14 protein-coding genes, 2 tRNA genes and 1 riboswitch are annotated in these 23,358 nt (G+C 65.9%); of the genes, 7 read left to right on the top strand and 9 right to left on the bottom strand.

Features of this window, described 5'->3' with window-relative positions; genetic code table 11:
* Positions 1–59 precede the first annotated feature (59 nt).
* Positions 60–752, top strand: a complete 693-nt coding sequence (locus tag M5C96_RS15120) for an HAD family hydrolase (RefSeq protein ID WP_272563972.1) — start codon at positions 60–62, stop codon at positions 750–752.
* A gap of 237 nt (positions 753–989) precedes the next feature.
* On the opposite strand, the gene M5C96_RS15115 is transcribed toward M5C96_RS15120, so the two are convergent.
* On the bottom strand, positions 990–1,934 hold the full coding sequence (locus M5C96_RS15115; protein WP_272563971.1) for a hypothetical protein: 945 nt from the start codon (positions 1,932–1,934) through the stop codon (positions 990–992).
* A gap of 132 nt (positions 1,935–2,066) precedes the next feature.
* Here M5C96_RS15115 and M5C96_RS15110 point away from each other — a divergent pair, with 132 nt between their 5' ends.
* On the top strand, positions 2,067–3,563 hold the full coding sequence (locus M5C96_RS15110; RefSeq protein ID WP_272563970.1) for a hypothetical protein: 1,497 nt from the start codon (positions 2,067–2,069) through the stop codon (positions 3,561–3,563).
* A gap of 5 nt (positions 3,564–3,568) precedes the next feature.
* On the opposite strand, the gene M5C96_RS15105 is transcribed toward M5C96_RS15110, so the two are convergent.
* Together M5C96_RS15105 and M5C96_RS15100 are read right to left on the bottom strand one after the other, a co-directional pair.
* Positions 3,569–4,378 (bottom strand): alpha/beta fold hydrolase, encoded by an 810-nt coding sequence (locus tag M5C96_RS15105; protein WP_272563969.1) that lies wholly within the window; start codon positions 4,376–4,378, stop codon positions 3,569–3,571.
* Entirely contained in the window at positions 4,378–5,688 is a 1,311-nt protein-coding gene (locus tag M5C96_RS15100) for an O-acetylhomoserine aminocarboxypropyltransferase (protein ID WP_272563968.1), read from the bottom strand. Before M5C96_RS15100 ends, M5C96_RS15105 begins: the two co-directional genes overlap by 1 nt.
* Before the next feature lie 97 nt (positions 5,689–5,785).
* Between M5C96_RS15100 and M5C96_RS15095 the strand changes: the two genes are divergently transcribed.
* Together M5C96_RS15095 and aroC are read left to right on the top strand one after the other, a co-directional pair.
* The gene (locus M5C96_RS15095; protein ID WP_272563967.1) at positions 5,786–6,241 is read left to right on the top strand and encodes a CBS domain-containing protein; all 456 of its coding nucleotides are present in this window, start codon (positions 5,786–5,788) and stop codon (positions 6,239–6,241) included.
* A gap of 130 nt (positions 6,242–6,371) precedes the next feature.
* A complete protein-coding gene (gene aroC / locus M5C96_RS15090; RefSeq protein WP_272563966.1) occupies positions 6,372–7,469 on the top strand; it encodes a chorismate synthase in 1,098 nt (365 codons plus the stop codon).
* Positions 7,470–7,499: 30 nt separating this feature from the next.
* Here aroC and M5C96_RS15085 read toward each other — a convergent pair whose 3' ends face one another.
* The 4 genes from M5C96_RS15085 to M5C96_RS15070 all read right to left on the bottom strand — a co-directional run bounded on the left by M5C96_RS15085 (position 7,500) and on the right by M5C96_RS15070 (position 13,013).
* Positions 7,500–9,863, bottom strand: a complete 2,364-nt coding sequence (locus M5C96_RS15085) for a hypothetical protein (protein ID WP_272563965.1) — start codon at positions 9,861–9,863, stop codon at positions 7,500–7,502.
* A 211-nt stretch (positions 9,864–10,074) separates the two neighbouring features.
* The gene (nrdR, locus tag M5C96_RS15080) at positions 10,075–10,524 is read right to left on the bottom strand and encodes a transcriptional regulator NrdR (protein WP_272563964.1); all 450 of its coding nucleotides are present in this window, start codon (positions 10,522–10,524) and stop codon (positions 10,075–10,077) included.
* A 122-nt stretch (positions 10,525–10,646) separates the two neighbouring features.
* Positions 10,647–11,891, bottom strand: a complete 1,245-nt coding sequence (glyA, locus tag M5C96_RS15075; RefSeq protein ID WP_272563963.1) for a serine hydroxymethyltransferase — start codon at positions 11,889–11,891, stop codon at positions 10,647–10,649.
* Between the two features lie 34 nt (positions 11,892–11,925).
* Positions 11,926–12,075: riboswitch (ZMP/ZTP riboswitch) on the bottom strand.
* A 68-nt stretch (positions 12,076–12,143) separates the two neighbouring features.
* Positions 12,144–13,013 (bottom strand): lytic transglycosylase domain-containing protein, encoded by an 870-nt coding sequence (locus M5C96_RS15070; RefSeq protein WP_272563962.1) that lies wholly within the window; start codon positions 13,011–13,013, stop codon positions 12,144–12,146.
* Between the two features lie 716 nt (positions 13,014–13,729).
* Here M5C96_RS15070 and M5C96_RS15065 point away from each other — a divergent pair.
* Together M5C96_RS15065 and M5C96_RS15060 are read left to right on the top strand one after the other, a co-directional pair.
* Positions 13,730–17,482 carry a DUF748 domain-containing protein gene (locus M5C96_RS15065; RefSeq protein ID WP_272563961.1) on the top strand — a complete coding sequence of 1,251 codons (3,753 nt, stop codon included), beginning with the start codon at positions 13,730–13,732 and terminating at the stop codon, positions 17,480–17,482.
* 263 nt (positions 17,483–17,745) lie between these two features.
* Entirely contained in the window at positions 17,746–20,469 is a 2,724-nt protein-coding gene (locus M5C96_RS15060) for a DUF349 domain-containing protein (protein WP_272563960.1), read from the top strand.
* A gap of 221 nt (positions 20,470–20,690) precedes the next feature.
* Here the strand turns inward: M5C96_RS15060 and M5C96_RS15055 are convergent.
* Together M5C96_RS15055 and M5C96_RS15050 are read right to left on the bottom strand one after the other, a co-directional pair.
* A tRNA-Leu gene (locus tag M5C96_RS15055) sits at positions 20,691–20,775 on the bottom strand.
* 165 nt (positions 20,776–20,940) lie between these two features.
* Positions 20,941–21,025: transfer RNA gene (locus tag M5C96_RS15050), tRNA-Leu, on the bottom strand.
* A 19-nt stretch (positions 21,026–21,044) separates the two neighbouring features.
* On the opposite strand from M5C96_RS15050, the gene rnr reads away from it, so the two are divergent.
* The gene (gene rnr, locus M5C96_RS15045; RefSeq protein WP_272563959.1) at positions 21,045–23,342 is read left to right on the top strand and encodes a ribonuclease R; all 2,298 of its coding nucleotides are present in this window, start codon (positions 21,045–21,047) and stop codon (positions 23,340–23,342) included.
* The last annotated feature ends 16 nt before the right edge of the window (positions 23,343–23,358 follow it).

Raw genomic sequence — 23,358 nt, 5'->3', positions numbered from 1 at the left:
CAAAGGCCACGCACCCTTTTGGCGGGCCGCGCGCGAAACCCCTGCGCTATCCTCCCCGCATGCTCGACACCCAACGCATCCGCGCCGTCACCCTCGACCTGGACGACACGCTCTGGCCCATCTGGCCCACCATCGCCCGCGCACAGGCCGTCCTGTGCGCCTGGCTGCAGGACCGGGCGCCCGCAACCGCCGCGCTCCTGAGCGACCCCGAAGCCGCCGCCGTGCTGCGCAGCCAGGTCGTGCAGGCCCATCCGCAGCTGTCCCACGACCTGAGCGCCCTGCGCCGCGAGAGCATCCGCGCCGCGCTGCGGCAGGCGGGCGACGACACCGCGCTGACCGACGGCGCCTTCGATGCCTTCTTCGTGGAGCGCCAGCGCGTGCAGCTGTACGACGACGCCATCGCGGCGCTGGAATTCCTGGCCGTGCGCTATCCCTTGGCGGCCCTGTCCAACGGCAATGCCAACCTGGACCTGATCGGCATCGGCGCCTATTTCCAGGCCCGCATCAGCGCACGCGAGTTCGGCATCGCCAAGCCCGATCCGCGCATCTTCCATGCGGCGGCCGAGGCCCTGGGCGTGCCGGCCGCCAGCGTGCTGCACGTGGGCGACGATGCCACGCTGGACGCGCACGGTGCCCTGGGTGCGGGCATGCAGGCGGTGTGGATCAACCGCGCCGAGGCGGCCTGGCCGCACGACGGCGAGCCGCACGCCACGGTGCCCGATCTCACCGAACTGTGCCGGCTGCTGGCGTGACGGCCGCGCTCGCGGGCTTGGGCGTGCGACCGCCCCATGGAGGCGCCGATGCGTGGCCGCGCAGGGTGGGGCGGCGGGTAGGCCCGATGGCTTTTCCGCAGGGGCATCCGCACGGGGATGATTGCTGGAGTGCTATTAAATCAATAGCTTCAAGGGCAATGAGTACTAGGGCATGGACCGCTTTTTACTCTGAATGGCAGTGCGCAGCATGAAAGCGCCTGTGCGGCGGGCGGAACCCTAAGCCGGGTCCAAACGGGTGAGGTACGCCGCGACCCGATCATCATGATCGTCGGTGGCCCCACCACCGAACCAGAAGGCCCGGGCGGCGCCGAGGGGCTGGCGGACGGGCGCAAGCGCGTGGGCGACTGTTCGAAACGGTCGCAACGCACCGGTTTCGTCGGGCGCGCCCCAGATCGGGCGATCGCCGGCCGTGATCGAGAGAAGGTGGGTGGATCGCTCGATCGCGATGTCGGGGTCGCGGGCCAGCTCGGCCAATGCGGGTTCGATCCGGTCCCAGTATTCGCGGCCGATGAACGTTCGCCAGCCCACATCGGCAATACCGGCTTCTTCTCCCGCCTTCCACCGATGCGGTGAACCTTGCCTGCGAAGCGCGCGTTCCACCATGTCGGCGTCGGTGCTGAACGCGGCACGATGGCGCTCCGAATCGGCGCTCAACAGGAACCTGAGGCTGCTTTTGTGGGGCGGAAGAAATCGTCCCATGCCCATCGTGCCGCTGATGGTGGGCAGTGCCATCAAGGTCGCGCTGACTTCCTGCGCGAATTCGTGCCAATGGGGCGAGTCTTGCGGTATCGCGGTCTCCAGAAAGAAACGGCCGCTGCGCTGCTCGATGCCGAAGAACGGCAGGCCGGGGTGAGGGAAGTCGGCGAGCGCGTGGCCGTAGCGGCGCAGCCCCTCGCCATACGGGGTTCCGCTGTCCTGGGCGAGATAGGCACGGCCGTCGCTCAGGATGCGCGGCGTCGCCGGGCGGATCTTGCCCTTGTAGCCGGGAAAGTGGTACGAGGTTTCGTTCGCCGACGTGCCGAAGCGCGCTTCGAACTGGGCGTAGAGCTTGCGAAGGTGCGGGGCGATGGTGGGGGCGTGGATCGTGCCCTCCACGATCGCGATCGACCGAAAAGCGGGCACGGCGACCGGTTCGTTTTCCCATATCAGAAACTCACGCATCGGTTGCCTCCCTTCACATTGTTCCGTACCGGGGGGCTGCCCGGAAGGGCGGAATCTATCGCAGATCCTTCGGCGGGCGTTACCCAATCCCACACAATGCAAGCCCGCCCAGTGAAAACCCAGCGACCCGTCATGCAGAATGTCCTGCAAAGGGTTCTTCAATCGATGGAGGGGTTTGGCATGCATCGACTCGATACCGGGCGTATTTTCCAACGACCGAGGCACCATGTCTGGCTGGCGAGTTGCCTGGTGGGGGTCGGGTTGACGGCCTGTGGCGGCGGATCGGGATCCACCACGGTTGCTCTGTCCGATGCCCTGAAAGTCGACACCACGTACGGCGAAGCCGGCGTGGCCACCTTCCCCCTCGGCACGCCATCCTTCGCCAGCTTGGGCGTGCAGCCGGATGGCAGGCTGCTGATCGCAGGCAGCAGGGTCGCGGTCCCCGAAGCCCCTTCGGGTTTCGGATCACTGCTCGCCACGCAGACCTTTGTCGTGCGAATGAGCGCCGACGGAAACGTCGACAGGGGCTTCGGCCAAAACGGCGAAGCACGGTTTTCCGTCAAGGGGTACGAGTCGATCAGCGATGTTCGACTCCAGGCCGACGGCAGAATCCTGGTGGCGGTTCAGGCGCACGAACCGTGTTTCTCACCGTCCTACCAGACCCGGTGCCTGACGGCGTCCGGGGAGCCCGGCACATGGCACCACACCGTGGTCGGCCTCACCGCGAACGGGGCGGTCGACAGCACGTTCGGCACCCAGGGCATCGCGGAGGGCTTCCTCTCCACCAATTTCAGTAACCTCGCGCTGGCGATCCAGCCCGATCAGAAACCCGTTCTGCTGACGTCCAACGACCGCCCCATCCTGCAAGTGTTCGGGCGTTCTTTGCGCCGCCTGTCTGCGGACGGAATCCCCGATGCCGCGTTCAATCAACCGACGGCATCGCAGCCGCCTGCGCCCTGCGAGGCCAGCGGCGCGGCGGTGCTGGCGCTGCTGGCGCTGCGCAACGGCAGCATCATCACCGCAGGCCAACTGGGTGGCCGGCTCTACGCAGACCCCCGATCCGACCCCGGGCTTTGCGTCGCGGTGCACGCGGGCGCGACGCAAGCGCAGACCTCTGGTGGCTGGACGTCCTTCGGGGCGGATTTGGAGGAATACCAACTCGCGTCCCATCCCGATGGCGGATTTGTCGTCGCTGCCAGAACCTGCGCGGGCAGCGACTGCCATCTCAGCGTCGCCAAGTTCAGTGCCAATGGCGCGCTCGACACGTCCTTTGGCGACAAAGGCATCGAGCGCGTGGCGCTTCCTGCCAACTATCGCCTCAAATCCTTCTTCGTCCAGAGCGACGAAAGCATGAAGGCCTTCGGCGCCATCGAGGAAAGCGCGGCAGCGGGCACCACTGCACGCCGGTTCCGTGCGGTGTGGACGAGCCTGACCGGCAACGGTGCACTGGCCAACAATGACACCAACGTGGCGACTTCCATTCAGGACCGGCCGACCAGCGCAGAGCCGCGCGAGGTGCTCCGGGACGGCGCGGGGCGTTGGCTCGTGATCAGCTCCGAGGAAGACAGTGCGCGCAATCTGGTGCTGAAGGTCGTGCGCACGCTGGGCACGTCCACGGGCCGTTCGTAAAACCGCTAGGCCGCGAGGAAGTCCCGGATCGCGAACAACGTGGCGTCCGGCGCCTCCGTCATCTGGTGGTGGCCGACCGGCAGGCTTGCCACCTGCACCGCCTTGCCGGCCGCGCGCGCCGCCGCGATCAGGCCCTGCGCCGCCTTCGGGTTGGTCATCTGGTCGTGCGCGCCCAGGGCGAACAGCACCGGGCAGGTGATCTGAGCGATGGCCGCCTCGCCGCCCGCATAGCGGTCGCAGGCCAGAAAGCCGCGGTGGAACACGTTCACGGCCGGGTTGCTGCGCAGCACGCGGCGGCCCAGGGCCATGCCCGCGCCATAGGCCCAGAAGCCCGCGCCCGATGGCGAGGCCAGCGTGCTGCGCGAGAACACGTTCACCATGCGCAGCGCCTTCTCGGGCGTGTTCAGTGCCGACTCGATGAGGGCGGGGGACACCTTCATCGGGTAGGCGGTGCCCACCAGCACCAGGTGCGTGATGCGGTCCTGCAGTCGGGCGGCGGCCTCCAGCGCGATCAGCGATCCCCAGCTGTGGCCCACCAGCGCGGCGCGCGCCACGCCGGCCGCATCCAGCAGCGCGGCGATGAAGCCGGCCGCCTGCTCGACGCTTTCGGGCGCATCGCCCTCGCTGCGGCAGTGGCCCGGCAGGTCCACCGCCAGCACGTTCCAGCCGTGGTTGGCGAAATAGCGGCTTTGCAGCGCCCACACGCTGTGGTCGTTGAGCACGCCGTGGATGAAGACGACGGTCGGCTTGGCCGCGTCGAACGCCTTGCCGCCGGTGTAGCAGTAGGTGCCGTGGCCGTTGACGGTGATGCGCATCACGCACCTGCCTTTTCTGCGGCTTTCAGCGCGCGCTGCAGGTCGTCGATGAGGTCGTCCGCATCTTCCAGGCCGATCGACAGGCGGATCGTGCCCTGCGAGATGCCGGCCTGGGCGAGCGCTTCGTCGCTCATGCGAAAGTGCGTGGTGCTGGCCGGGTGGATCACCAGGCTGCGGCAGTCGCCCACGTTGGCCAGGTGGCTGAAGACCTTCAGCGTTTCGATGAACTTTTTGCCCTGCGCGCGGTTGCCCTTCAGGTCGAAGCTGAACACCGATCCCGCGCCGCGCGGCAGCAGCTTTTGCGCCAGCGCGTGGCTGGGGTGCGAATCGAGCATCGGGTGCCCCACGCGCGAGACGAAGGGGTGGCTGGCCAGGAACTCCACCACCTGCTGCGTATTGCGCATGTGGCGCTCCATGCGCAGCGGCAGCGTCTCGATGCCCTGCAGGATCAGCCAGGCCGTGTGCGGGCTCATGCACGCGCCGAAGTCGCGCAGGCCCTCGCGCCGCGCGCGCAGCAGGAAGGCGCCCACGGTGCTTTCCTCGGTGAACACCATGTTGTGAAAGCCGTCGTAGGGCTGCGTCAGTTCGGCGAAGCGCCCCGCGGTGCGCGGGCCCTCCCAGTCGAAGCTGCCGCCGTCCACCACGATCCCGCCGATCACGGTGCCGTGGCCCGACAGGAACTTGGTGGCCGAGTGGTACACCAGGTCCGCACCGTGCTCGAAGGGCCGCATGAGCCACGGCGAGGTGAGGGTGGAGTCCACCAGCAGCGGCACGCCGGCCTCGTGCGCGATGGCGCTCACCGTGGGAATGTCCAGCACGTCCAGGCCTGGGTTGCCCACGGTCTCGCCGAAGAACAGGCGGGTGTTGGGCCGCGCCGCGGCGCGCCAGCCGTCGATGTCGCCCGGGGCGACGAAGGTGGTCTCGATGCCGAAGCGTGCCAGCGTGTAGTGCAGCAGGTTCTGCGATCCGCCATACAGCGCGGTGCTGGCCACGATGTGGCCGCCCGCGCCCATCAGCGTGCAGATCGCAAGGTGCAGCGCGGCCTGGCCGCTGGCCACCGCGATGGCGCCCACGCCGCCTTCCAGGGCGGCCACGCGCTGCTCCAGCACGGCGTTGGTGGGGTTGCTGATGCGGCTGTACACGTGGCCCGGGCGTTCCAGGTTGAACAGCGCGGCCGCGTGGTCGCTCGACTCGAACACGAACGACGTCGTGAGGTGGATGGGAACGGCGCGCGCCCCGGTGGCCGGGTCGGGCGAGGCGCCCGCGTGCAGCGCCAGTGTGTCGAAGCCAGGGTCTGAGTAACCGGGCATCCGTGTCTCCTCTGTAGGGGGTAAGCGCCGCATTGTGGGCTATATTGCGCAGGATTCAGCCAGCAGCGCCCTGGAGCGCACCACGGAGACCTCCCCCATGAAAGTCAGCGACATCCTTCGCGTCAAAGGCAACACCCTCTACACCGTCAACGCCGACGAGCCGCTGTCCCAGGCCGCTGAAATCATGTCCGAAAAGGACATCGGCTCGCTCGTGGTCATGGATCTGGGTGACCTGGTGGGCATGCTCACCTTCCGCGAAGTGATCCAGGCCGTGGTGAAGAACGGCGGTTCGGTCGGCACCCTGCTCGTGCGCACCGCCATGGACGACGCACCGCTCACCTGCACGCTCGAGACCGACATGGACGAGGTGCGCCGCATGATGCTCAACCGCCATGCCCGCTACATGCCGGTGATGGACAAGAAGATGCTCATGGGCGTGATCAGCTTCTACGACGTCGCCAAGGCCGTCGTGGATGCCCAGAACTTCGAGAACAAGATGCTCAAGGCCTACATCCGCGACTGGCCCGAGGAAGACGCCCGCCCGGCGGTCTGATCGTTCCCTTCAAGCCCAACAGGCCCCATGCCGGGGTATCGATTGCCTGGGTTGCTATGTTTTTAATAGCATTTGGCGCGGGGTGGGATGGTTCGGGCCGGGCCGCAAGGCTCGGTGATAATCGCGCCCCATGAGCGGCAACACACTCGGCACCCTATTCGCAGTCACCAACTTCGGTGAATCCCACGGCCCGGCCATCGGCTGCGTGATCGACGGCTGCCCCCCCGGCATGCCACTGTCCGAGGCGGACATCCAGGCCGACCTGGACCGCCGCCGCCCCGGCACCAGCCGCCACGTCACCCAGCGCAACGAGGCCGACACGGTCGAGATCCTCTCCGGCGTGTACGAAGGCAAGACCACCGGCACGCCCATCGCCCTGCTGATCCGCAACACCGACCAGCGCAGCAAGGACTACTCCAACATCGCCGAGAGCTTTCGCCCCGGCCACGCCGACTACACCTACTGGCACAAATTCGGCATCCGCGACCCGCGCGGCGGCGGGCGTTCGTCGGCGCGGCTCACCGCTCCCACGGTGGCGGCCGGCGCGGTCGCCAAGAAGTGGCTGTCCGAGAAATACGGCGTTCGCTTTCGCGCCTGCATGACGCAGATCGGCGAACTGGCCATTCCGTTCGAAAGCTGGGACCACGTGCCCCAGAACCCGTTCTTCGCGCCGGTCGCCGATGTGTCCGCGTACGAGGACTACATGGACGCGCTGCGCAAGTCGGGCGATTCGTGCGGCGCGCGCATCCGCGTGCAGGCCACGGGCGTGCCGGTGGGCCTGGGCGAGCCGCTGTACGACAAGCTGGATGCCGACATCGCCCACGCGATGATGGGCCTGAACGCCGTCAAGGGCGTAGAGATCGGCGCGGGCTTTGCCAGTGTGGCGCAGCGCGGCACCACGCACGGCGATTCGCTCACGCCCCGGGGCTTTGCCAGCAACAACGCCGGCGGCGTGCTGGGCGGCATCAGCACGGGACAGGACATCGAAGTGTCGCTGGCCATCAAGCCCACCAGCTCCATCATCAGCCCGCGCGAATCCATCGACGTGCACGGCCAGAGCACCGAGGTCATCACCAAGGGCCGGCACGACCCCTGCGTGGGCATCCGCGCCGCGCCCATCGCCGAGGCCCTGCTGGCGCTGGTCGTGATGGACCATGCCCTGCGCCATCGCGGCCAGTGCGGCGACGTCGAGCCGCCGGTGCCGCCGATCCAGGCATCGTTTCTCTGAGCCTGAGGCCCTCGGGCCGCCTGCTGCGCCTCAGCGCGCGGCCGAGGCAGGCACGGGGGGCGCCACAGGCACCGACGCTGCCGGCGCACCGGGGGCTGCCGTGCCAGGTGCATTGCCCGTGGCGGCAACGGGCGCGGCGACAGGGACCGGTGCCGGCGCATGCTCCAGCCGGTACCAGCGCCAGGCGGCCACCGCCAGCACGGCGACGACCAGCAATCCCCCCGCCGCCAGCCACACCGGCCGGCGCGACTCGGCGAATGGGTCGTCCAGAAGTCGTCGCGCATTGGCCGGTACCCGGGCCGTCTGCGACAGTGAGCCCCCCAGCCGCGTGTTGATGCGCATGCGGCCGTTGATGGCCCAGCCGCTCGCGTCCAGGATCGGCCCTAGGCTGCGCTGGCGCAGCTTGAGCCACGCGATCAGCATGCTCGGCCCGGAAATGGCCAGCACGATGCCGACGAGCGCCAGCGGAATCCACACCCCCAGGTCCACGAACTTGCCGAAGATGCCCACCAGCACCGCGCTGATGCTGCCCAGCGCCACGCCGATCGCCGCCACCGTGCCCACGTCGGTGCGGCGCCCGGGCTCCACCACGGTGGAGGCGGCGGGGGTGGTGCTACCGGCCTTGAGCGGCGTGTTGGCCAATTGCCCAGCCGTGGCACCCAGGGACTTTTCCACTCGCGCATCGCTGGCCGAGGCCCGCTTGGCCACCTGCTCCTCGATCATGCGCAGGAATTTCTTGTACGGCGAGAAGAACGCCTGCGCGATGCTGGTGGGGTTCTCGATCAGCTTGGTGATGGTGGCGTCCCAGTCGTGGCCCTGCCGGTCGTAGAAGACGCCGTTGCGCCCCACGAACAGAAAGTCCACGTCGCCCGCCGTGAACGCCGCCACGATGGTCATCTTCTGTCCCTTGCGCGTGCAGTCGCAGTAGGCCAGGTAGGTCTTGGCCAGCCCGGCGAGCTTGGCGTGCTTGCCCGCATCCGCCACCTGCACGGTCAGGTCGCAGCTGCGCGCGTCCAGGTACAGCGTTCCGGCCTGGAAGATCGCGCCCTCGCGCTGGTAGAACGCCGAAAACGAGACGAAGTTGTTCAGCAGCACGAGCAGGTCGCGCCGAAAGCGCAGCAGCTTCTCGAGGTCCAGCATCTGCGTGTTGTGCGCCTTCTCGGCCTCGTCCTGCTCGATCAGGCCCATCACGCGCTCGCGCACGCCGCTTTCGTGCAACTGGCGGATGGCGTCGTCCTTGAGCGCATCCAGCCGGGTGGCCGGCTTGTCGGCCAGCCATTGCTGGCAGGGGGCCAGGGCCTTCTGCACCTGCTCCCACTCTTGTTCGGTCAGCGCCTCGGCGGGGCGGCCGAGCAGCGGCTCCACCGCCTGGTCCCGGAAGGTCTGTAGGGCCTGGGCCCAGGCGGGATTGGTGCCGCGCGCCAGGTGCAGGGCGCCATGGGGCGCGATGGGCGCCAGGGGCAGGGCGGCCACCGCGGGGGACGATGCATCCAGATCGACCCCGGCCATCGCGGCGTATTCCTCCTGTGTGGGGTTGAGTGCCGCCGCCGCGCGCGGATCGTAGGCGGCGAGCCGGGACCGCGCGAAGAAATCGTCGATTTTGTGGCGCACCGCGTTCATCGCCTGCGTGGCGGCGAGCGTGCGATCGCCGAGCGCCAGTCCGGCGGTGCGGTCATTGGCCTGGGCCGACCAGGCGTGCCATTTCGCCACCTCGGTAAAGAAGGCTTCGGCATGCGCGCGGTCCACCCCTTTCAGGGCCTCCTGGGGGACGCCCTTCACGGGTTTCTGCTCGATGGGCATGCTGCCGTGCGTGGCGATGATCTGCTCGATCGCCTCCCGCGCCGGCGTGTCATCCTGCGCCGTGTCCGGCGTGATCGCGCCATCGCCGTTGAAACGCATGGCGCTCAGCTGTTCGCTGCGTTCCAGCACCTGGGCCAGCGTGATGGTGGTGGCATCGGGCTGGTCGGCCAGCGCGAGGATGCGCAGGGCCTGCGCCACCAGCGCGGCACCCTCGTCCGTGGTGGTGTCGATGGCTTCCAAATCCAGCGCATCGGCCGGCCGCGCCAGCAGGTCGGGGTCGCCCAGCCGGGCACAGGCCCAGGCGCAGGCCGCCAGCAGTTCCGGCGGGCGGATGCGCCCGTCCTTGTCGGTGTCGATCAGGTCAAGCGTGCGCGGGTCGAACTCGATGCCGCGCGTGGGGCAGGCCAGGGCCACCCAGAGTTTCTGGTCCAACTCGGCCAGATGGGCGATGTCGGCGCCGGTGCGGATGGTGACCTGATCCACGCCACCGGCGCGAAAGAATTGCCAGGTGTGGCGGTGGTCAGGCCCGCTGGTGGTTTGGGCAGCGGAAGCGGGCGAAGTGGGATGGTTGGAAATCGGCGGCTGGGATTCCATGGAGCGAGGGCGGCGGGCGCGGATCGTAGCGAGGACGCCGGGCACGCAGACCGCTCCGGCGGACGAAGCGGCCCAGTTTAGAACGCAGAGGCGGCCACGTGGCCGCCCGCCTTGTCAGACAGCGCGCCGTTTTCGTTTGCTATGAAATCGATAGCTGCCACCGCATGTTAGTCATGCGGTGAGGGCCCGAAAGACCCCAGGCCATCGATTCTTACTTGCGCACTTCGTCCACTAGCGCGCGGAAGTCGTCAATGTCCTCGAAGCTGCGGTACACGCTGGCAAAGCGGATGTAGGCCACTTTGTCCAGCTTCTTGAGCTCGCGCATCACCCACTCGCCGATCTGGCTGGAAGGCACTTCGCGCTGCCCCAGGTTGAGCAGCGTTTCCTCGATGCGCTCGATGGCACTGTCGATCTGCACCGTGCTGACCGGGCGCTTGCGCAGCGCCAGGTTGAACGAAGCCAGCAGTTTGGCCCGTTCGTATTCGATGCGCCGGCCGTCCTTCTTCACGATGGACGGAAAGTTCACTTCCGGCCGCTCGTAGGTGGTGAAGCGCTTGTCGCACGCGCCGCACTGGCGGCGGCGGCGCACGAAATCCCCGTCCTCGGCCACCCGCGTTTCCACCACCTGCGTTTCGGGGTGGCTGCAGAAAGGGCACTTCATCGGAAGGCCCCTCCATCATGCCGGCGGAAAAGGGCCGCCGAGCGGGCCGAGGCTGGCGCCAGCGCCCGTTCTGCCCCGGTTTGGCCAGGGCAGGCGGCGCTGAGCGGAGAGCGGGGCATGGATCAGCCGTAGACGGGAAAGCGCGAGGTCAGCGCGTGCACCTTGGCCCGCACCGCGGCCAGGTTGGCCTCGTCGCGCGGGTTGTCCAGCACATCGGCCAGGAGATGGGCCGTGAGGCGCGTTTCTTCTTCCTTGAAGCCCCGCGTCGTGATGGCCGGCGTGCCCACGCGGATGCCGCTGGTCACCATCGGCTTTTCAGGGTCGTTGGGAATCGAGTTCTTGTTGATGGTGATGTGGGCGTTGCCCAGTGCGGCTTCGGCTTCCTTGCCGGTGATGCCCTTGGCGCGCAGGTCCACCAGCATCACGTGGCTTTCGGTGCGGCCGCTCACGATGCGCAGGCCGCGCTCGATCAGCGTTTCGGCGAACACCTTGGCGTTCTTGGCGACCTGTTCCTGGTAGGCCTTGAAGCCCGGCTCCAGCGCTTCCTTGAAAGCCACGGCCTTGGCGGCGATCACGTGTTCCAGCGGGCCGCCCTGCAGGCCGGGGAAGATGGCGCTGTTGATGGCCTTCTCGTGCTCGGACTTCATCAGGATGATGCCGCCGCGCGGGCCGCGCAGGCTCTTGTGCGTGGTGGAGGTGACCACGTCGGCATGGGGCACGGGGTTGGGGTACTGGCCCGCGACCACGAGGCCGGCGTAGTGGGCGATGTCCACCCAGAAGATCGCGCCGATTTCCTTGGCGATCTTTGCGAAGCGCTCGAAGTCGATGCGCAGGGAATAGGCCGATGCGCCGGCGATGATCAGCTTGGGCTTGTGCTCGCGGGCCTTGGCTTCGAGCGCGTCGTAGTCGATCTCTTCCTTGTCGTTGAGGCCGTAAGAGACGATGTTGAACCACTTGCCGCTCATGTTCAGCGGCATGCCGTGCGTCAAGTGGCCGCCTTCGGCCAGGCTCATGCCGAGGATGGTGTCGCCGGGCTTGAGGAAGGCCAGCAGCACGGCCTGGTTGGCCTGCGAGCCGGAGTTGGGTTGCACGTTGGCGGCTTCGGCGCCGAAGAGCTTCTTCACGCGGTCGATGGCCAGTTGCTCGACCACGTCCACGTTCTCGCAGCCGCCGTAGTAGCGCTTGCCGGGATAGCCTTCGGCGTACTTGTTGGTGAGCTGCGAGCCCTGGGCGGCCATGACGGCCGGAGAAGCGTAGTTTTCGCTGGCGATCAGCTCGATGTGCTGTTCCTGGCGAACGTTTTCGGCCTGAATGGCGGCCCAGATTTCAGGGTCGGCTTGGCTGACAAGGATATTGCGTTGGTACATGTTGGCAGTCCTATGAACTGGTGTCCCTTGAAACAAGGGCTGCCCAGGCGAACGGCGGAACACAGCAGGCCTTTCAGCCCGTGCGGCACGCTCCCCAGTGGTTCACAGGGGGTGAACCCCTGTCGGTTTCCACGTCAGCGGCGGCAGTGGAGTGCCGCGCCTATCGCCAGTTGCGTACCCCGCGAGTGTAGCTGACCGCACCGGGCCTGGAGCCCGAGGATGAATCGATGCCCCAAGTCGGTCACCGTCGGTTCAAAAGTCGGAGAGAAGCGCGACCTTGTCGGCGCTGGCCTTGGGGGCTTCCGCTTCGGCGGCCGCCTTGGCAGGAACGGTCTGTGCCGGCGCCTGCGTGGAGAGCATCGGCGGGGCAGTCGGCGTGGCGGGAGCCGGCGGTTGCAAGGGCACAGAGCGGCCGCTGGCCACCTGGCGCAGGCGGAAGTGCTCGGCCAGCACCTTGGCGGCGTACCCGCCATCGTCGGGCAGATTGGCCGCGCCGACGTAGTAACGCAAGCCGCCTTCGAGGGAGCCGGCGCGGGTGATGCATTCCTGCAGCACCTTCACGCCCACGCGCAGGTTGCTCACCGGATCGAAGGCCGCGAAGTGGCCGCCGAAATTCTGGTACTTGTCGGTGTGCACGTTCGTCATGACCTGCATCAGGCCCTGGGCGCCCACCGCGCTCTGGGCGAAGGGGTTGAAGCTCGATTCCACGGCCATGATCGACAGGATCAACGTGGGGTCCAGCTTGGTCTTGCCGCCGATTTCATAGGCCTCGGCCACCAGCACTGCCAAAGGCTCCGGCGCCACGCGGTACTTCTTGCTGAGCCAGTAAGTGACGGCTGCCTGCTCCTTGGGGAGTTCCTTCGGATTGCTCGCCGTGGCTCGCTCGCTGGCTTCCGGCTCGATGGGCGTACCCATGACCGCGACCTGGCGGGCTTGCAGCCAGCCCATCAGCTTTTCTTCTCCAGTCTGGCGCAGGTCGGGACGTGCGGTCAACGTGATGACGGCAAAAGCGACAGCCAAGCCGAGGAGGGCGAAGCTGCTGTGGGTGATTTCAAGAAAACCGTCGATCACATCGGATGCGAACGTTCGCACTCCGGCGACCACTGTTCCTAACGCTGTCATGTAGCTTTTCCTTTCTGAGTCGAGGCCTGAGCAAGGTGGCCCACAAGGGGCCAGGCCGTGCCAGGCATCTCGCCTGGATTGGTACGCCATCAGGTTCGCATTGCCTCCGGAGAGCGCTCAATGACCGAACTGACTTAGCCGGGATCGGCAGCGGATGGAAGATCGTCAACCCCGTTTTTCAGGGCTCGCGGATTGTAGGAGGGCTCTTAATACAGAGTCAATACTAACAAAACCGATCGTTAGATCAATTCGATCTTAAAAATCTGGTAGGAAACACAGGTTTATAGGGTGCATCGGCACTCTTGCATGAGGCATCGTTACCGCTTCTGCAGCCCCACGGTGATGAATGCAATCAACGCATGGAGGGCGATTGAAAATCCAGCTTGTGGTGGCCCGTCAACTTGGCTAAAGTGGCCTTGCCTGAGTGATTCAGGCATCGCCGGACGAAGCGGAGCCGCCCTCCAGACGCATGCAGTGCACTGAAGGTGACTGGTCAAACTTCCAAGGCAGACCCCGGAGGCAATACCTTGCCTCCTGCCCCGTGGACGTTCAAACTCCAGGGTGCAAATGATGGCAAAAGACCGTTGTGTCAGCCGTCAAGCCCGGTGCGGATCGACAGATTCCACCGGGCTTTCTTTTTTGCGACTGGTTACATGTTGCGCCGGCCGATTTCTGCTCGAATCCCATGATCTGTGCAATGGAAACCGGACTCTGACGTGCCTCTGCAAGCGCTTTCGATCATCAAAAACCTGTGGGTGCGCCGCGTGGCGTGGGCGGTGCTGGCCTGGCTGGGATTCTGGGCACTGGCCTGGGCCGTGGTTCCGCCCGCGCTGCGCCATGTGTTGCACACCACGGTGTCCGAGCAGTTGGGGCGAGAACTGTCTGTCGGGAAGATCGATTTCAAGCCATGGACCCTGGAACTGGAACTGCGGGATCTGAGGATGGCGGCAGAGACTTCGGGCAAGGAGCCCCAGGTAGAAATTCAGCGCCTATATATAGATGCAGAACTGCAGTCCCTTTGGCGTCTGGCGCCGGTGATCGACGCGCTGGAGATCGATGGACCCACGTTGCGCCTGGCGCGCACGTCGGCTGGGCAGACCGACTTCGATGACCTGCTGAAAAAGTTCTCGGCACCATCCTCGGCGACGGCCGCGCCCCATGCGCAGCCCCAGCGGTTTTCGTTCTACAACATCGTGGTGAGGGATGGCGCCGTGGATTTCGGCGATGCGCCGCAAAAACGGGTCCACACTGTGCGTGGATTTTCTCTGAGCGTGCCGTTTCTGAGCAATCTGCCGGCGGACCGCACCGTGGAGGTCGCGCCCCATCTGGCCTTTCAGCTCAACGGCACGGCGTTCACGACCGGGGCCCAGAGCACGCCATTTCTGGACAGCCGGGACACCGAAGCCACGCTGCAGTTCAAGGGGCTGGATCTGCAGTCGTTCCTGGCCTACCTTCCTCCCGACATGCCGGTGCGCATCGAGCAAGGCACGCTGGACGCCGATCTGCGGATGACGTTCCAGAAACAGTCCGAACCCGCTCTTTCGGTGAGCGGCGTCGTGCAGGTCCATGGTGCACGCGTGAGGGATCGACAGGGTGGCCCACTGCTGTCGTTCGACCTGGCCACCGCCAAGGTGGTAGCGCTCCAACCCTTCCAGCGGAAGGTGCATGTGGCCTCGCTGGAGTGGCGCGGGCCGCATGCGACGGTGCGGCGTGACCGGGAAGGGCGCATGGCCGTGCTGAGCGGCGCGGCACAAGGCCAGGGTGCCACGAAGGCGGGGACCACTGCGGCTCCCGATGCGCCGTGGGATGTGGTGGTGGATCGGGTGGTCATCAACGGGGGGCAGGTGGACTGGCTGGACGAGGGGACGGCGGTGCCCGCCCGCATCTCGGCACGCGACCTGCGGGTGCGCGCGACCCGGCTGGCCTTGCCACTCACCCGGCCAGTGCAGTTCACCGCGGATGCCCAGCTGTCATCGGAAGCGGGGAGCGACGCCGCGACCTTGTCGCTTCAAGGGGAGGTGCTGGCGCAATCGGGCCGCGTGGCCGTGTCCGCCCGGGGCTGGCCGCTGTCCATGGCCCGGCCGTACCTGGCCAACCTGGTCCAGCCCCAACTGGACGGAACGCTGGATTCCGATGGGGGCGTCGCCTGGAACGGCTCCTCATGGGCGGCAAAGATCGCCAAGCTGTCGGTGGACCGCGCAGAATGGGCCTGTGCTCCGGCTGGGCGGGACTGCCCAGCGGGGACCGCCACGGTCTCGGGCCTGCGCAACAACGCGGCCTGGGCTGAAATCGGCCGCATCGAGGTCGAGGATGCGTTGATCCGGATGCCGCAGCGCACCGTTGCCATAGCGCGGGTGGTGACATCGCAGCCCAAAGTGCGCCTGGAGCGCACTGGGGACGGGCGCTGGATGGTGGAGCGCTGGCTGACGCCGGTGCCCGACACCGCAGGGAAAGGCCGTGTGCCAGTCACCGCGGCAACGCGGACGGATGCCGCCCCCGGCTGGAGCGTGCAACTGGCCGAAGTGTCGGTGGACGGTGGAGCGCTGGCGTTCAACGATGCGGTCAAGGCACAGCCTGTGGCGGTACTGCTCGACACCTTCCAGATGCGGGCCAAGGGCCTGGCATGGCCGGTGAATGCCGGCGCACCTCCAGTGTCGTTGTCACTGTCGGCACGACTGGGGGCCGGACGGACAGATCCCGGCAACGTGGCCTATGAAGGAACGGTGCAGATGACGCCCCTGCTGGCACAGGGCAAGGTGCAGGCGTCCCGCCTGCCACTGCATCCCTTCAAGCCGTATGTGGACAACCCGTTGGCGGTCGATGTCGTGCGTGCCCTCGGCAGCTTCAATGGCGAGGTGCGTTACGCCGCGCAAGCCGACGGACCGGCCGTCGGCGTGCGGGGCAATGCCGCACTGGACGACGTGCGGGTGAGGACCCTGGCCGTTCGCCCAGCCGCGAATGGACCGGTCGACGGTGCCGCACCCATCCGTGGGGAAGAACTGCTGAACTGGAAGTCGCTGGCCCTGCAGGGGGTGGATTTCACCCTGGCGCCCGGAAAGCCAACCGCGCTCGACGTCAAGGAAACGGCGTTGAGCGACTTTTTTGCCCGCATCATCGTTCAGCCGAATGGGCGCATCAATCTGCAGGACCTTGCTCAGCCTGCCCAGGGGCCACCCGGTGTATCGGCAACAGCGGAGGCTTCCCCCGACATCACCGCAGCGGCGGGCTCGACGCCGCCCCAGGCGGCCAAGCCGTCAATGACGCCGGTCATGCGTTTCGGCCCCGTGGTGCTCACTGGCGGTTCTGTGCGTTTTACCGACTCGTTCGTTCGGCCCAACTATTCAGCGGACCTGAGCGAATTGAATGGTCGCCTGGGGGCTTTTGCCTCCGCGCCCCCCGCCGAGGGGGGTGAGCCCGCCATGGCCGAACTTCAACTGCGCGGACGGGCGCAGGGCTCCGCCTCGCTCGACATCACGGGGCGCCTGAATCCGCTGGCCAAGCCCTTGGCACTGGACATCCAGGGACGGATGCGCGATCTGGAACTGCCGCCTCTCTCGCCCTACAGCATCAAGTACGCGGGCCATGGTATCGAGCGGGGCAAGCTGAGCATGGACGTCAACTATCGTGTTCTGCCGGATGGTCAATTGACGGCTAGCAACAAGCTCGTGCTGAACCAGTTGCGTTTTGGCGAGCCGGTGGAGGGCGCTCCGGCCAGTTTGCCCGTGCGTCTGGCCGTTGCCTTGCTGGCCGACCGCAATGGTGTGATTGACGTCGAGCTGCCGATCAATGGCTCGCTGAACGACCCCCAGTTCCGCCTGGGGCCGGTGATTTTTCGCGCGGTGGGCAACTTGGTGATGAAAGCGATCACTTCGCCGTTTTCATTGCTGGCCGGATGGATGGGCGGTAGTTCTGAGCTGGATCGCGTCAACTTCGCCCCGGGCAGCGCGGCACTGGACGATGAAGCCCGAAAGACGCTCGACAATATCGGGCAGGCACTCTCGGAGCGACCGGGACTGAACATGACCGTCGCCGGGCACGCTCAGCGAGAGGCCGAACAAGAGGGCTGGAAACGGGCCGCGCTGCAGTCCCGGGTGGCGGCACAAGCGCGCCGCATGGCTGCGCGGGGCGATCAAGCACCCTCGGAACCCCAGGCGCTGGCGCCGGGCTTGCCGCAGTACGCTGACTCGCTTAAGGAGGTGTATCGCCGCGCCGACATGGCCAAGCCCCGCAATCTGGTCGGCATGGCGAAGGATCTGTCCGTGCCAGAAATGGAAGCCTTGTTATTGGCGGACATGGCGATTCCCGATGACGCGATGAGAGAACTGGCACAGGCACGGGCGGTAGCGGTCCGTGACTATCTGGCGGGGCGGCAAGTCGCGCTGGGACGATTGTTCGTCGGCGCACCGAAAATCGATTCGGAGAGTGCGAACGGTGCACCCCACGCCGAACTCACTTTGTCCACTCGCTGACAGGGCGCATCCGGTGGAAACAAGCTTTTTCAGCCATCCATGGCAGTGGGCTACATTGCCGTATTGCAGTCGCAGCGTGGCACCCCATATTCAACGCTCCAGTGTCTGAACCATGGCCCCGTGTGCCAGCTGAGTCCGAATAAAAACGCCCCATCTAGGGGACTTGCTAAAACCGGGCGAAAATAGCGCCCTTGTCGGCGGCGTCATCTGCGCTGCCTGTAGGCGCTGGCTCCCTCGGCCACGGCCTTTTACCCCCTGAATCCATGTTTCCCTTTTCTTCTCGCAACAAAATGTCTGACGCACCCGAAGTGAACCCGGCCCCGGCCAAGCACACCGAGCCGCATCCTTTGGATGCGCTGACGGGCGGCGCGTTTTCCGCCGCGACCTCGGGAGAGAGGGCATCGCGCATCCGCGAATGGCTGCAGACCCAGCCGTCGCCGGAGCAGTTGCAAGAGGTGTTCAAGGAACTGAGTGGGCGCGACAAGGGCGCGGCCCGTGCCGTTCGCGAGCGCCTCGATGAAATCCGGCGCGCCAAGGGCCAGGAGGCGATTGCTGCCGAGTGGGCCGAAAAGGCGCAGGGCTTGCTGGCTGCCGCCAAGCTGAACATCGCCGACGCGCTGGCTTGGCAGCGCGACGCGGCCAAAGCGGGAGCCCCTTTGTCTCGGGAGCCTTTGGCGGCACTCAAGGTGCAATTGGCAGAGCGCATGAAGGTCATCGAAGATCTGCAGCACCGTGTGCAGGTGCAGCGGGAGGCCGCAGTGTTGCTGGCCCAGCGCATCGAGGTGCTTTCCACCAAGCCCTGGCGTGATGCCCAGGCCGCATTGGAGGCGCTGCGCACCGACGTGGGCCGCTGGCAGCAACAAGCTCAGGAACTGACGGACGACCCATCCTGGGCCAGCGTGGAAGCGCGTTTCCCGCCGCTGCTGGATGCCTCGCGCACCCAGCTTCTCGTGGTGTGGGATGCATTCCAGCCTGCAGTCGCTCAGGCGGTGTCGGCGGCGGAAGATCCTGCGGCAGCCTTGCCCCCGGTTCCCGTGTGGGCGGATGAGCTCCGCGTGGCCCGCGGTCAACCATCGGAAGCCGCCGCGGCGCAGCCGGCTGCGCGGCCACCTGCACGCTCCAAGGTGGATCCTGAAGTACGAGACAAGGCCGTGCAGGCCGTGCGCGACGCATTGGTCAAACTGGAGCGTGAGACGGCGGAAGGCCACGGCAAAGCCAGCGCAGGCGCTGCGGCTGCGTTGCGCAGCGTGCTCAAAACCCATGGCAAGCACATCGACGCGGCATTGGAACAGCAGGTGCACACGGCTTTGGTCGCGGCGGGTGAACTCGAAGGCTGGCAGCGCTGGAGCGCTGACCAGGTTCGTGAAGACTTGGTGGCCCGTGCGGAAGGGTTGCTGCAACGTCCCGAAGGCCAGGCTTTGGGCGGTCGCAAGATGCAGGAAACGCTGCGCCAGTTGCGCGAGCAGTGGAAACAGGCCGACCAAGGGGGGCCGGCCAACCATGCGCTGTGGAAAAAATTCGACGAGGCTTGCAATGCCGCCCACAAGGTGGTCGAGGCGTGGCTGGAAAAGGTGCGGGCCGATGCGGCTGAACACAAAGCCCAGCGTGTGGCCTTGCTGGACGAGGTGAAAGCTTGGACGGTGGCCCAGGCAACGGCCGGACAGCCCGACTGGAAGGCGGTCAACCGTGCGCTCCACCAGTTCGGCGATCGGTGGCGCGATGGCGGTCATGTCAGCGAAAAGGTGTTCGCCGAACTGCAGCCCCAATGGAAAGAAGCCATGGCCGCCGCCGCCGCGCCGCTGGAAACAGCGCAGAAGGACAGCCTGGCACGTCGGCACGCGCTGATCGACGAGGCAACCGCCTTGGGTGCTGCGCCGACACTGCGGGTCGACGCGGTGAAGGCACTGCAGCAGCGCTGGCAGGCCGAGGCGCAGTCCGTGCCACTGGACCGCAAGCACGAACAGAAATTGTGGGATGCCTTCCGCAAGCCGATTGACGAAGCGTTCAATCGCAAATCTGCTGATCGGGACAAGATGGCTGGCGAGATCAGCGCCCGGGACCGCGTCGTGTTGGAAGCCTCCAAGGCGCTGGAGGAAGCGAATGCCAGCGGCGATGCGCAAAAGATCCGTGGCGCAATGGTCGCTCTGGAGGCTGCGCTGCGTGGACAGGCATTGGCCAATGAAGCGGCAGCATCCGCTGCGCAGAACCGGCCAGCTACTGCGTCGGACAACGTGACTTCCGCACCCGAGGGGGCCGCGGCTTCGGAAGGGGAGGGCGCCGATGCAGATCAGGCTCCGCCGCCTGCCGCGGCGCCGAAGCCTGCACCACGTCCCGTGGTGGCTGTGCGTGGTGACGATCGCCCGGGTATGAAAAAAGATGCGCCTGCACTGCCGGGCCGTCCAGCACGGCCGGGAGACCGCAAAGACGGACGTGGTCTGCGCGATGCCTCCGGCCCGGGCCGGGGTGGCGATGCTCGGGGCGACCGGTTCGGGGATCGGGGTGATCGGTTTGGGGACCGTTCGGAAGCCCGCGGTCCTCGCCTGGGCGACAGCGCTTTCCGTGCCCAGCGCGAGGCTCTTGAACATGCGCAACTCACACTGCGCAAACTGGCTGCGCAAGCGCATGGCGAGGCACTCACCCAGCTGATTGCCGCTTGGCAAAAACGGGACGCAGCCCAGTTGCCCGGCGTGCAGGAACTGGGAGTGCAAGCGTCCGTCCGCTCTGCATGGACCCAGGCGGTTTCTGCCGCGCCCCAAGGGGATGCATCGGAGGCTTTGCTGAGGCTGGAAATGGCGGCCGAAGTGCCGACCCCTGCGGAGCAGTTGCAGGCCCGCCGTGCACTCCAACTACAGTTGCTCACCCGCCGAAACGATCCCACGCCCGTCCAGACGTGGGGGCAGGATGTGGCCAGGGTGCTTGCAAGTGCAACCGACGAAACCAGCGCCCGCAGATTGCAGAACGCGTTGAAGACCCTGCTGCGTAAATAAGCGCGAAGTACAGCAAGGCCGTTGGCCCGACCGGCCTTGCTGTTCTACCAAACCGCCAATGGAGAACTGCGGGTTGGTGGTTGGCAGAAATCTCCAGCCTCCGGTTGCGCAGCCACGCTGATGGCGTAGCGGCCCATCACGGAATGAGCCGAGCCATGACGTCAGGTTCATGGTGCATCGGGCAAAAAAAGCCGCTGTTTTCACAGCGGCTTTTTTGAATTTGGTGCCCAGGAGAGGACTCGAACCTCCACGATGTTACTCGCTAGTACCTGAAACTAGTGCGTCTACCAATTCCGCCACCTGGGCATTTCAGGAAAGAATCGAATTATAGAGTCTTTTTTGAAGGCTCTGGCTGAGTTGCAAAATTTATTGTTGCGACCATGCCATGCGCCGGGAATGCGGACAATAAAAAAAGCCGCTTCAAAAGAAGCGGCTTTTTTGGCCGACAACCCTGCAGGTTGTCGTTAAACTTGGTGCCCAGGAGAGGACTCGAACCTCCACGATGTTACTCGCTAGTACCTGAAACTAGTGCGTCTACCAATTCCGCCACCTGGGCATTTCAGGAAAGACTCAGATTGTATATCAAAAAAACGACCCCTGGCGCACCTGCTGCGCGCAATGAAGACGAGATCGAAGGCAGTGTGCAGGGGCATCGCGACGGGCATGGATTTGTGCAGCGAGACGACGGCGAATCCGATATCTATATTCCCCCCAACGAGATGCGGGCCGTGCTCCACAAGGATCGCGTGCGTGTCCGGATCGTTCGCCAGGATCGCCGGGGCCGTCCGGAAGGGCGCGTGGTTGAAATCGTCGAGCGGCCCGACCAGCCCATCATCGGGCGATTGCTTCAAGAGAGCGGTGTCTGGCTCGTGGCCCCGGAAGACAAGCGTTATGGCCAGGATGTTTTGATCCCCAAAGGCGCCACCGGTGCGGCCAAGCCAGGGCAGGTGGTCGTGGTTCAGCTGACCGAGCCTCCAGCTTTGTTCGGGCAACCGGTCGGTCGAATCACCGAGGTGCTGGGAGAGGTGGACGATCCGGGAATGGAGATCGAGATCGCGGTGCGCAAATATGGTGTGCCGCACGAATTTTCGGCCGATGCTTTGGCGCAGGCCAAGGCACTGCCCGATAAGGTCCGCGCGCAGGACAAGCGCAGTCGGGTAGACCTGACGGACGTGCCGCTGGTCACCATCGATGGTGAAGACGCGCGCGATTTCGACGATGCCGTGTACTGCGAGCCCGCCAAGGTCGGGCGTGCCAAGGGGTGGCGACTGCTGGTGGCCATCGCGGATGTGAGCCACTACGTGGAGACCGGCAGTGCGATCGATATCGACGCCTATGACCGGGCGACGAGCGTGTATTTCCCCCGGCGCGTGATTCCCATGCTGCCCGAGAAACTGTCCAACGGTTTGTGTTCGCTGAACCCCGAGGTCGAGCGCCTGTGCATGGTGTGCGACATGCTCATCACGGCCAAGGGCGATGTGCATGCATACCAGTTCTATCCCGCGGTGATGTTCAGCCACGCCCGCTTCACTTACACCGAGGTGGCCGCCATCCTGGCCAACACCCGTGGACCGGAGGCGACGAAGCGCAAGCCCCGCGTCAAAGACCTGCTCAATCTGCACGACGTTTACAGGGCCCTGTTGGCTGCGCGGCATGTGCGCGGTGCCGTGGATTTCGAAACGACCGAGACGCAGATCATTTGCGACGACAACGGCCGCATCGAGAAGATCGTTCCACGCACCCGCAACGACGCGCACCGCCTCATCGAAGAAGCCATGCTGGCCGCCAACGTCTGCAGTGCTGATTTCATCGCGCAAGGTGGGCAGCCTGGCTTGTTCCGGGTGCATGAAGGGCCGACACCGGAGAAGCAGGAGATCCTGCGCAATTACCTCAAGGCCATGGGGGTGGGTATGTCCATTGGCGACGATCCGAAGCCTGGCGACTTCCAGGCCATCGCTGACGCCACCAAGGACCGTCCGGACGCTCAGCAGATCCATACGATGCTGCTGCGATCGATGCAGCAAGCCATTTACACGCCGATCAATAGCGGCCATTTCGGGCTTGCGTTCGAGGCCTACACCCACTTCACCAGCCCGATACGCCGTTACCCCGATCTGCTGGTTCACCGGGTGATCAAGGCCATCCTCGGTAAAACCAAATACCGGTTGCCGGCATTGCCCACGCCTGGCGAAGCCCATGCCAAGCTGGCCAAGCGTCTGGCTGCGCGCGTTGCTGCGCCCACCATGCAACCACGCAAGGAAGCACCGGTGAGTACCCGGGAAACACAGGCCTGGGAAGCGGCAGGGCTGCACTGCAGCGCCAATGAACGCCGGGCGGACGAGGCCAGCCGGGATGTCGAGGCCTGGCTCAAATGCAAGTACATGCGTGAGCACCTGGGCGAGGAGTACAGCGGCGTGGTCAGCGCGGCCACCAGCTTCGGCATTTTCGTGACGTTGGACGCCATGTATGTCGAAGGCCTGGTACATATCACCGAGCTGGGCGGTGAATATTTCAAGTTCGATGAGGCCCGCCAGGAATTGCGCGGCGAACGCACCGGAATACGTTATGCGATCGGCTCGCGCGTACGGGTGCAGGTGAGCCGTGTGGATCTCGATGGCCGCAAGATCGATTTCCGGCTCATGCGGGAAGGTGAAGACCTTGCGCCCCCTCGGCCAACGAAGGGCAAGGCAACCGCGGGCGCAGGCTCCTCCGACAACCGCGCTGCGCATGCGGCCAGCCCCTCGAACAGAAAATCCCCTGGCAAATCCGCTACCCGGGCGTCGACCGAAGAGCGCTCCTCGCGCAAGCAGTCGCCCAAGGCGACTGGCAAGCGTGCCGGACCGCCCGCCAAGGACCGCAAATCCCGCAGATGAACGTTATGCGCAGCTA

The sequence above is a fragment of the Acidovorax sp. GBBC 1281 genome (assembly GCF_028473645.1).
In the GTDB taxonomy this organism is placed as follows: domain Bacteria; phylum Pseudomonadota; class Gammaproteobacteria; order Burkholderiales; family Burkholderiaceae_C; genus Paracidovorax.
This window is presented reverse-complemented; position numbering and strand designations above follow the sequence as displayed.

Bases quoted from the DNA above. Each gene is read 5' to 3' on its own strand.
- M5C96_RS15105 (WP_272563969.1), bottom strand. From the start codon at position 4,378: ATGCGCATCACCGTCAACGGCCACGGCACCTACTGCTACACCGGCGGC.
- M5C96_RS15070 (WP_272563962.1), bottom strand. From the start codon at position 13,013: ATGACAGCGTTAGGAACAGTGGTCGCCGGAGTGCGAACGTTCGCATCC.
- M5C96_RS15110 (WP_272563970.1), top strand. From the start codon at position 2,067: ATGCAGAATGTCCTGCAAAGGGTTCTTCAATCGATGGAGGGGTTTGGC.
- M5C96_RS15115 (WP_272563971.1), bottom strand. From the start codon at position 1,934: ATGCGTGAGTTTCTGATATGGGAAAACGAACCGGTCGCCGTGCCCGCT.
- M5C96_RS15120 (WP_272563972.1), top strand. From the start codon at position 60: ATGCTCGACACCCAACGCATCCGCGCCGTCACCCTCGACCTGGACGAC.
- glyA (WP_272563963.1), bottom strand. From the start codon at position 11,891: ATGTACCAACGCAATATCCTTGTCAGCCAAGCCGACCCTGAAATCTGG.
- aroC (WP_272563966.1), top strand. From the start codon at position 6,372: ATGAGCGGCAACACACTCGGCACCCTATTCGCAGTCACCAACTTCGGT.
- M5C96_RS15100 (WP_272563968.1), bottom strand. From the start codon at position 5,688: ATGCCCGGTTACTCAGACCCTGGCTTCGACACACTGGCGCTGCACGCG.
- M5C96_RS15095 (WP_272563967.1), top strand. From the start codon at position 5,786: ATGAAAGTCAGCGACATCCTTCGCGTCAAAGGCAACACCCTCTACACC.
- nrdR (WP_272563964.1), bottom strand. From the start codon at position 10,524: ATGAAGTGCCCTTTCTGCAGCCACCCCGAAACGCAGGTGGTGGAAACG.
- M5C96_RS15085 (WP_272563965.1), bottom strand. From the start codon at position 9,863: ATGGAATCCCAGCCGCCGATTTCCAACCATCCCACTTCGCCCGCTTCC.
- M5C96_RS15060 (WP_272563960.1), top strand. From the start codon at position 17,746: ATGTTTCCCTTTTCTTCTCGCAACAAAATGTCTGACGCACCCGAAGTG.